9 protein-coding genes are annotated in these 9,004 nt (G+C 68.1%); 6 read left to right on the top strand and 3 right to left on the bottom strand.

Going from position 1 to position 9,004, the window contains the following annotated elements; all coding sequences use genetic code 11:
* Window positions 1-572 precede the first annotated feature (572 nt).
* The 3 genes from K8V84_RS24935 (at window position 573) to K8V84_RS24925 (ending at window position 2,881) form a co-directional block, all read left to right on the top strand.
* Window positions 573-1,163 (top strand): TetR/AcrR family transcriptional regulator, encoded by a 591-nt coding sequence (locus tag K8V84_RS24935; RefSeq protein ID WP_304079164.1) that lies wholly within the window; start codon window positions 573-575, stop codon window positions 1,161-1,163.
* Entirely contained in the window at window positions 1,157-2,059 is a 903-nt protein-coding gene (locus K8V84_RS24930) for a S9 family peptidase (protein ID WP_304079163.1), read from the top strand. The genes K8V84_RS24935 and K8V84_RS24930 overlap by 7 nt, the downstream gene beginning before the upstream one ends.
* A gap of 198 nt (window positions 2,060-2,257) precedes the next feature.
* Complete coding sequence (locus K8V84_RS24925) at window positions 2,258-2,881, top strand: HD family hydrolase (RefSeq protein ID WP_304079162.1); 624 nt, start codon at window positions 2,258-2,260, stop codon at window positions 2,879-2,881.
* 30 nt (window positions 2,882-2,911) lie between these two features.
* Here the strand turns inward: K8V84_RS24925 and K8V84_RS24920 are convergent, their stop codons facing one another.
* The 3 genes from K8V84_RS24920 to K8V84_RS24910 form a co-directional block, all read right to left on the bottom strand.
* A complete protein-coding gene (locus K8V84_RS24920) occupies window positions 2,912-3,670 on the bottom strand; it encodes a sulfite exporter TauE/SafE family protein (RefSeq protein WP_304079161.1) in 759 nt (252 codons plus the stop codon).
* 191 nt (window positions 3,671-3,861) lie between these two features.
* Window positions 3,862-4,788: an SPFH domain-containing protein gene (locus K8V84_RS24915; RefSeq protein WP_304079159.1), complete on the bottom strand. Its 927-nt coding sequence runs from the start codon at window positions 4,786-4,788 to the stop codon at window positions 3,862-3,864.
* Window positions 4,789-5,141: 353 nt separating this feature from the next.
* The gene (locus K8V84_RS24910; protein WP_304079158.1) at window positions 5,142-5,927 is read right to left on the bottom strand and encodes an ABC transporter ATP-binding protein; all 786 of its coding nucleotides are present in this window, start codon (window positions 5,925-5,927) and stop codon (window positions 5,142-5,144) included.
* Between the two features lie 55 nt (window positions 5,928-5,982).
* Between K8V84_RS24910 and K8V84_RS24905 the strand changes: the two genes are divergently transcribed.
* The 3 genes from K8V84_RS24905 to serB all read left to right on the top strand — a co-directional run bounded on the left by K8V84_RS24905 (window position 5,983) and on the right by serB (window position 8,931).
* Window positions 5,983-6,744, top strand: a complete 762-nt coding sequence (locus K8V84_RS24905) for a hypothetical protein (RefSeq protein ID WP_304079157.1) — start codon at window positions 5,983-5,985, stop codon at window positions 6,742-6,744.
* Window positions 6,745-6,929: 185 nt separating this feature from the next.
* On the top strand, window positions 6,930-7,586 hold the full coding sequence (locus K8V84_RS24900; protein WP_304079156.1) for a DUF1707 domain-containing protein: 657 nt from the start codon (window positions 6,930-6,932) through the stop codon (window positions 7,584-7,586).
* 121 nt (window positions 7,587-7,707) lie between these two features.
* Window positions 7,708-8,931: a phosphoserine phosphatase SerB gene (serB, locus tag K8V84_RS24895; RefSeq protein ID WP_304079155.1), complete on the top strand. Its 1,224-nt coding sequence runs from the start codon at window positions 7,708-7,710 to the stop codon at window positions 8,929-8,931.
* Window positions 8,932-9,004 lie beyond the last annotated feature (73 nt).

Raw genomic sequence — 9,004 nt, 5'->3', positions numbered from 1 at the left:
GGAGCGGCGGCGACCGCGCGCTCCATGACGGCGTCGAGTTCCTCCGCCGTGGTGTCGGGGATGGCCGTGGTCATGCCTGAACCTCCTGGAGGGATGGATGTGCGGGCCCGGACCCACCATGCCATGCGTCGACTGCAAACGGTTGCAGTGGGGTCGCGTCCCGGCGTCCGCACACGGATGGACGATCCGCCCACTCGAACCCGTGAAGCGACAATCCGACTACCGACAGCGACATCGAATGATAACGGCGGCCGAATAGGACAAGTTTCAACCACTTCCATCGACCCGCCCGACCAGGAAGGACGAATGAATCACCCGAAGCGGACAAGTGCCCACGCGGAACTTCGGAACGAAACTGGAATTTCCCCGGAACCAGGTGAATCCGAAAAGGCATCATAGGAGACGTGACGACCAATTCCCGAAGCTCAACACCCCCGCGCGCGCGACGCTCCCCGGAGCCGACCGACGGGGCCGCCCCCCAGCGTGAGAGCCGTGGACCTGCCAGAGTCGCCAACGACGAACTCGCGTTCGCGCAGGCACCGCTACGCCGGCTCCCCGCCCAACAACGCAGCATGGTCCGAGTCCAGCGCATGCTCGACTGCTGCGCCGACCTCCTCGACGAGGTCGGCTACGACAACCTGTCCACCACACGGATCGCCGAACGGGCGGGCGTGGCCATCGGCTCCGTCTACCAGTTCTTCCCGGACAAGAAGGCGATCACCCAGGCGCTCGGGCTGCGCTTCCTCGACCAGTTCAGCGCCAGGGTCACCGAACGACTCGCCGACGCGTCCTTCAGCCATTGGACCGGGGCCGTCGATACCATCATCGACGAGTACATCGACATGCATCGCAACGTGCCGGGCTTTCGCAGCCTCCACTTCGGCGACATCGTCGACCCCCGCCTCCTCAGTGGTGGCAGTGACAACAACCGGGTGATCTCGGTGCGCCTGCGCAAGATCATCGTTTCGGTCACCGGACTCCCCGACAACGACGAACTCGACAGAGCCGTCCACGTGTCCGTGGAAGCGGCGGACGCCGTCCTCAAGCTCGCCTTCCGTGACAACCCCGAAGGCGATGTCGCACTGGTGTACGAGGCCAAACGCCTCGTCAGCAGCTACCTGTCCCACTTCTCCGAACGCAACGGAGGCGACCATCCGTGGTAGTCGACGCGCCGGCCATCGAAGTACCGACAACCGGGACCGCCGCGGGCGTGCCCTTCCTCGCCCTGCCCCCGGCGGTGGCGGCCCCCGCACCCGCCCCACTCGTCATCGGCCTGCACGCCTTCGAACCACCCCGCAGTGAATCCGCCCTCGCCGGGACCATCCCCATGTCGGCGCTCCCGGCATGGCGGGTCTACCTCGGGCTGCCCCTGTTCGGCGCCCGGCTGCCCGAGGGCGGCGTCGCCGAGATCAACCGGCGCGGAGAACGCGACTACCTGGTCGAGCTCTTCGGCCCCGTGGTCGAAGAGGCCGCCGCCGAACTGCGCAAGGTCGACGCGGAACTCCGGTCGTTCCTGCCCGTCGCCGACACCCCGACCGGCCTGGTCGGCGTCGGCGCCGGAGCCACCGCGGTGCTCCTGGCCCTCGCCGAGGACCGCCTCCCGATCGGGGCCGCCGCGGTGATCAACCCGATCGTCGACCCCACCCTGCTGATGTCGGCCCGCGAACGCCGCACGGGCACCCCCTACCGCTGGAACACCCGGGCCCAACGCACCCGCGGTTGGCTGGACATGAACGCGCGAGCCCCGGAGATCACCCGGAACCGCACCCCGTTGCTCATCGTCGGCGGAGGCGCGGACGAGGTCTCCCCACCCGACCACGGGCGGGCCTTCCACGGCGACCTGGTGCGAGGGCTCGGTGGGACCCCGGACGCCCCCGGCCACGAACATGCGCTCCGTCACATGGTGGTGCCCGACCTGGCACACTCCATCGGCCCGGAGCCCGGCCTGGAGCCCGGACCGCTCACCCCGGCCGGGGTTCTGGCCGACCGAGCACTGACCGAATGGTTCCACCGGCACCTACCCGTTCCCCCGCAGGTGCGGACGGATCAGGCACACTGATAGAAGAAACCTCGGGGCCGGCCACAGCGAGAACACGGCCGATCCCCGACGTTCACCGGGGGCATGCCCCCTCCTTCCCCCCCCAAGCCGCCTCCCCGTCGTCGGGGCGACAGGCGGCACGCGTTCCATGGGATCATCCAGTGGCGACCGCGCCAGCGGTCCCACCTGATCCGTTCATCCATCAGGAGGGCGAACCACGTGACGGAACCGGCACCGGTCTTTGCCAGCGGGGTCGACAACGAACGGCTGAACGCTCAGCTGCGCTTCATTCTGGAAGTGGACAAGCTCAAGCGCGTACTACGCAGGAACCTGCTGGTGGACGGCTCTCGCCGAGAGAACTCCGCCGAACACTCCTGGCACCTCACCCTGTGCGCGCGGACCTTCGCCGAGTACGCGCCCGAGGGCACCGACATCGACCGTGTCATCGAGATGCTCTCCATCCACGACATCGTCGAGATCGACGCCGGCGACACCTTCGTCTTCCAGCCCGGCGACGTCGAGTCCCAGGCCGAGCGCGAGCGTGCCGCCGCCGACCGCATCTTCCCCCTGCTGCCCGCGGACCAGGCCGCGTCGGCCCGTGAGCTGTGGGAGGAGTTCGAGGCCCGACAGACGGCGGAGGCGCGTTTCGCCCGGGCCATCGACCGACTGTCCCCCATGCTCGCCAACTGGCACAACGAGGGCGGTACCTGGGTACGGTTCGGGATCACCCGATCCCAGGTCATGGCCAACGTGAAGCTGATCGTGGAGGGCTCCGAGGCGCTGGGATCGTACGCGACCGCGCTCATCGACGACGCCGACCGCCGCGGCTACTTCCGGGCCTGATCCACCGGTCTTGCAACGGCGCCGGGGATGTCAGACCCGGCCCATGATGATCTGCGCGGCGGCGGACAGGCCGACGATCACCAGGACGACGCGCAACGCCGTCGGACTGAGCCTGCGGCCGAAGTTCGCGCCCAGGTAGCCACCGACGATCGTCCCGGCCGCGAGAAGCCCGACCACCGGCCACGCCGGTGAGGCGAGCACGATGTAGAACACGGCCGCCGTGCTGTTGGCGATGGTGGCGAGGGCGTTCTTCAGGGCGTTGAGCCGCTGGATGTCGTCGTCCAAGGTGGAGCCCAACAGGCTCATGAGGATGATGCCCTGCGCCGCCGCGAAGTAGCCGCCGTAGGTACCCGCTCCGTAGGCGCCGACGGGCATCAAGACCCCACCGTTCTCGTGGGCCGGCCTACGCGCCCTGGCCCACTTGGTGATCCTGGGTTGGAAGACGATCAGCAGGCAGGCGCCACCGATCATGAACGGCACCACGGACTCGAAGACCCCGGGCGGCAGATAGACCAGCAGCGTCGCACCGGTCAGCGCCCCGAAGAAGGACATGACGCCGAACCTGATCAGCCGCGTCCGCTGCCCGGCCAGTTCACGCCGGTAGGCGATGGTTCCGCTGAGTGTTCCGGGTGCCAGGCCGACGCTGTTCGAGATGGTCGCGGTGATCGGTGGATAGCCCAGGGCCAGCAGCACCGGGAAGGTGAACAGGGTCCCGGATCCCGCGATCGCGTTGATGCCGCCGGCGGCCATCCCCGCGAGGAGGATGGCAACGGCCTCCCAGAGTTCCATCGCCCCGCCTTCCGCTCCGCGGCTCCCCGACCGTCGAGGGCCCGAACAGACTACGAGACCCGGTCATCCGATGATCAGGCCGGGTACGGCCTGACCCGCGCGCCCCGGTTCACCCGCGCCCCGACACGCGAAGGCCCCGCCCGATGGACGGACGGGGCCGGAGCACGGAAGCGGTCGGCGGACGACCCGACTCAGGTCGGGATCTTGACGACCTCGTTCTGGATGCGTTCGAAGGCGCTGCTCACACCCTGCAGGGCCTGACCCATCTCCGCCGGAACGATCCACACCTTGTTGGCGTCGCCCTTGGCGATCTCCGGGAGCTTCTGCAGGTACTGGTAGGCCAGCACGTCGGGGTCGACCCGACTGGTGTGCAGGGCCTTGAAGACCATGTGGATGGCGTCCGCCTCACCGCGGGCCCGCATGGTCTGGGCATCGGCGTCGGCCTTGGCGGTCAGCATCTGGGCCTCGGCGTCACCCTTGGCGCGCAGCACGGACGAGGAGCGCTCACCCTCGGCGCGCAGCACGGCGGACTGCTTCTCACCCTCCGCGCTGAGCAGCTGGGCCCGCTTCTCCCGGTCGGCGCGCATCTGCATCTCCATCGCCTCCTGCACGGAGGACGGCGGCTCGATGCCCTTGAGCTCGATCCGGCTGATCTCGATGCCCCAGTCCCGCGTCGCCTCGTCCAGGACGGACTTGAGCTCGCGGTTGATCTGGTCACGGGAGGTGAGCGTGCCCTCCAGGTTCATGCCACCGATCACGTTTCGCAGGGTCGCCAGGGTGAGCTGTTCGACCGCCTGGATGAAGTTGGCGACCTCGTAGGTGGCCCGGTAGGCGTCGACCACCCGGATGTACACCGCGGAGTCGACCTCGACCGCGAGGTTGTCCTCGGTGATCGCGGACTGCGGCGGGAAGCTGACGACCTGTACACGGCGGTCGATACGTTCTCGCACCTGGTCGACGCCGGGAATGACGATGTTGAAGCCCGAGCTGAGCGTGCGGTGGAACTTACCGAAACGCTCGACCACGTCTTCCATGGAGTGCGGAACGATGCGCACGCTTCGCCAGAAAATGATCAACAGGACGGCGACGAAGAGTGCGACGATGATGATCGTGGGCACGGTTACCGTCCCCCCACCGAGTCGGTCCGGGTGACGGTGTTCAGTGACGACATCTGGGGCGGCTCCGGATCTGCTGACGGGGGTGACAGGCAGCACGGGAGCGGACCGCGCCCTAGGCCGCCCGTCATAAAGCGCGCCGAAATAGAGCGATCCGCCCACTGTTCGACGACGCTACCCCATACCCATCCGGGACGACCACATCCGGACGGAAATAGGAATTACGGACCCTAGGATTTCTTCCATAAACACATCCCCAATCACTCCCTTCACAGAAGGGCCCCGGTGCCGACAAGGCCACCGGGGCGTTCAGAGAAGGCAGCGGGGATCCGGTTCCGCTCGAAGCGCGATGGACCTCAGACGGCGCGGGCCGACCAACGACCACCGTCGCGTTCGACCTTCAACCCCAGCCCGAAGGTCTCGCTCAGGTGCTCCGCGGTCATCACCTCGTCCAAGGGACCGGCCTGCACCACCCGACCCTCACGGATCAGCAGGGCGTGGGTGAATCCCGGCGGGATCTCCTCCACATGGTGGGAGACCACGACCAGCGCCGGCGCGGCCTCGTTGTGCGCGAGCTTGCCCAGCCGACGCAGCAGGTCCTCTCGCCCGCCCAGGTCCAGCCCGGCCGCGGGTTCGTCCAGGAGCAGCAGTTCCGGGTTCGACATCAGCGCACGCGCGATCAGCACCCGTTTGCGTTCACCCTCGGACAGGGTGTGGAAGAAGCGGTCCGCGAGCTCGCCCACTCCCCAGTGGCCCAGCAACGCACGGGCACGCCCGTAGTCCGGAACCCCGTACTCCTCCCGGAACCGACCCAGATAGCCGTAGGCGGCGCTGAGCACCAGGTCGAGAACCGGGGTGTCCTCCTCGATCCGACCGGACACGGAGGCGCCCGCGTAACCGATCAGCGGCCGCAGCTCGAACACGTCCACGCCCCCGAGGTGCTCCCCGAGGACCTCCACCTTGCCCGCGGTGGGATACAGCTGGCTGGAGGCCACGTTCAGCAGGGTCGTCTTGCCCGCTCCGTTGGGACCGAGGATGACCCAGCGCTCCCCCTCGAGCACCGACCAGTCCACGCCATCCAGCAGGTTCGCCCCGCCTCGTCGTACCGTGACCCCGTTCAGGCCCAGAACACGCCCGTCCATCATCCTCCTTCTCTCACGTCCCACGCCGGTGCACGGGCCGCCCTACCCTGTAGCAATGCATTTGACGTCCGCACCACTCGTCGCCTGGGGCAACGCCTGGCTTTCGGGCCACGTCGGGTTGGACGACGCCGTCGACGCCGTCGAACGTCGGGGCGGCCCCAACCTGATCGGGACAGTACCGCCCGGCGACCTGCCCTTCGACAGCGGCGTACCGCTGCGTGCCGCCCTGGTACGTCTTCGTGGCCTGGGCCTGTCCGCGTTCCGTTTGGCGCTGCCCACCTGGGGCGATCCCTGCGGACTGATCGGCCCCGCCGAGCTCAACCGAGCGGCGATCGAGGCACAGGAGGGGGTGTTGGTGCAGCTCGCCGAACGGCAGGTGGGGTTGGTGCCCTCCCCCGACCGACGTGGTTCATCCTATGTGGGCGTCTCATGGGCCCCGTATCCGGCGAATGACGGCATACCTCAGGTTCCGGACCTTTCCGACGCCGAACGACGACTCAAACTCACCCTGGTGCGGGTCGCCGAACAGCTTCAGGGGGTGGACGACGTGGCCTCCTTCTCGCCCTCCGTCCACCGCGCGCTGGGGGACCTCGGCGACTCGGGCACCCCGCTCCTCGCCCACGGGTACCCACCACGCGCCCACCGGGTCGCGGCCCAGGCGGAAAGGCTCGCCAAGGTGGTGGCTCTCGCCGAACCCGGCTCCGGACGCGGCATGCACGCCCACCAGATCGATCTGAGGGCCCAAGCCCTGCGGGAACTGGACGGCGTCGTGCGTCGCGCCCTGATCGCCGCGCACGCGGCGATAGAACTGCCCTGAGAGCGCGGAGCCCGCCCGGACAGGGGTATGGCCCGGAGAGGACACGAGTGGGACCCTGGTGTCGAGGGTGGGGAGACTCCGGGACGAACCAGGGACGACACCTGATCCGGAATCTCGTCCAACACACCGATACTTGAGTGTGCGGCCGTTTCCGGGCCGACCCACCGAGGAGGAGAGCCGTCATCATGCAACCCGATCACATCCGAGCTTCCGACGCGGACAGGGACCAGGTTGCCGAACGGCTCCGGGAGGCGCTGGCCGAAGGTCGCCTCAGCCCCGTCGAACACGAGGAACGTCTGGACACCCTCTACAAGGCCAAGACCATCGGCGAACTCGGCCCCATCGTGTCCGACCTTCCCCGGTCCGGGGTCCCCGGGCTACCGGGCCTCGGCGGCACGGAGCGCGGCGACACAACCGATGGCATGGAGATACTCGGCAGCGACGCCCGCGACCTCGCCGGCCAGAGCAAGGGCTCGGAGAACCTGGTGGCGGTCTTCGGCGCCGCGGAACGCCGTGGACGCTGGCTCGTCGAGCCGCGCACCAACGTGTCGGTCCTCTGCGGCGGGGTCGAATTGGACCTGCGCGAGGCGGTACTGAGCCGTCACGAGGTCACCATCCAGCTCGCCGTGATCCTCGGAGGGGTGGACATCACCGTGCCGCACGGCGTACGAGTGATCAACAACACCTCGGCGATCCTGGGCGGCACCGACCTCCACGGCACCGATCAGGTCACCGACCCCAACGCCCCGGTCGTACACCTGACCGGAACCTGCATGTTGGGCGGGGTGGACGTCAAGGCGAAGAAGGTCAAGAAGAAGCGCAAGGGCAAGCGCGGCGAGTGATCTGCCTCGCACCATCGGGGCCCTGGACACTCGGTCACCTGTCCACATAGTGAACGAGCTGCGCAAACCTCATCCCCTGACCGCCACGGGCGTCCCACGGCCGAGTACCGTGGACTACGCCATGAGTGATGAATCCACGTTGTTGGTAACGATGACCGGGCACGACCGTCCCGGGATCAGCGCGCGTCTGCTGAGCACCCTTTCCGTCTTCCCGGTGACCATCGTCGACCTGGAGCAGGTCGTTCTCGGTGGGCGCCTGGTACTGGGGACCGTGCTCGAGGTGGATGAGAAGGTCGCCCCGGGGGTGAGCCATCAGCGCGTCTACGAAGAGGTCCGCTCCGCACTCGACAAGACCGCGATCGACCTCGACATGGACGTCGAGTACGCCGACGGGAACGGGCGGGTCAACGCCAACGGCGACGAGCATCTGCACGTCACCGTGCTGGCCTCCCCCCTACGTCCCGGTGCCCTGAGCGCCATCACCTCGTGTGTGGCCCGCTCCGGCGCGAACATCGACCGTATCGAACGGCTGTCCGCCTACCCGGTGACCTCCGTGGAGATGGAGATCTCCGGGGGCAACGCCGACCACCTCCGCGCCGAACTGGCCATGGAGTCCGCCACCCAGGGGGTGGACGTCGCCGTACAGGCCGGTGGCCTGCACCGACGAGGCAAGCACCTGGTCATCATGGACGTGGACTCGACCCTCATCCAGGGCGAGGTCATCGAACTCCTCGCGGCCCACGCGGGCTGTGAGGAAGAGGTCGCGAAGGTGACCGAGGAGGCCATGCGCGGCGAACTGGACTTCGAGGAGTCCCTCCGCCGCCGTGTCGCCCTCCTCGAAGGCCTGGACGCCTCCGCCATCGAGAAGGTCTGTGGCGAGATCCAACTGACCCCCGGTGCCCGCACCCTGATCCGCACCCTCAAACGCCTGGGCTACGAGTGCGGCATCGTCAGCGGGGGCTTCACCCAGATCACCGACGTCCTCGTGGAACGCCTCGACCTCGACTACTCAGCCGCCAACACCCTGGAGGTCGTCGACGGCAAGATCACCGGCCGCCTCGTCGGTCCGATCATCGACCGCAAGGGCAAGGCCACCACCCTCCAGCAGTTCGCGGAGGAGGCCGGAGTCCCCCTCAACCAGACCGTGGCCATCGGTGACGGTGCCAACGACCTCGACATGCTCCAGACCGCCGGCCTGGGTGTCGCCTTCAACGCCAAGCCCGTCGTCCGCCGCCAGGCCGACACCTCGGTCAACGTGCCCTACCTGGACACCATCGCCTTCATCCTGGGCATCACCCGCGAGGAGATCGAAGCCGCCGACCTCGCCACGGACCCCACCCCCTGACAGGGTCCGCACGCCCTTGTACCTGTGGCCACTACCGACGTCGGTAGTGGCCACAGGTACAAGGGCGTGCGGA

This window comes from Nocardiopsis listeri, from assembly GCF_020741345.1.
Lineage (GTDB): Bacteria > Actinomycetota > Actinomycetes > Streptosporangiales > Streptosporangiaceae > Nocardiopsis > Nocardiopsis listeri_A.
The sequence above is the reverse complement of the archived record's forward strand: the minus strand, read 5'-3'. Positions and strand labels throughout refer to the sequence as shown.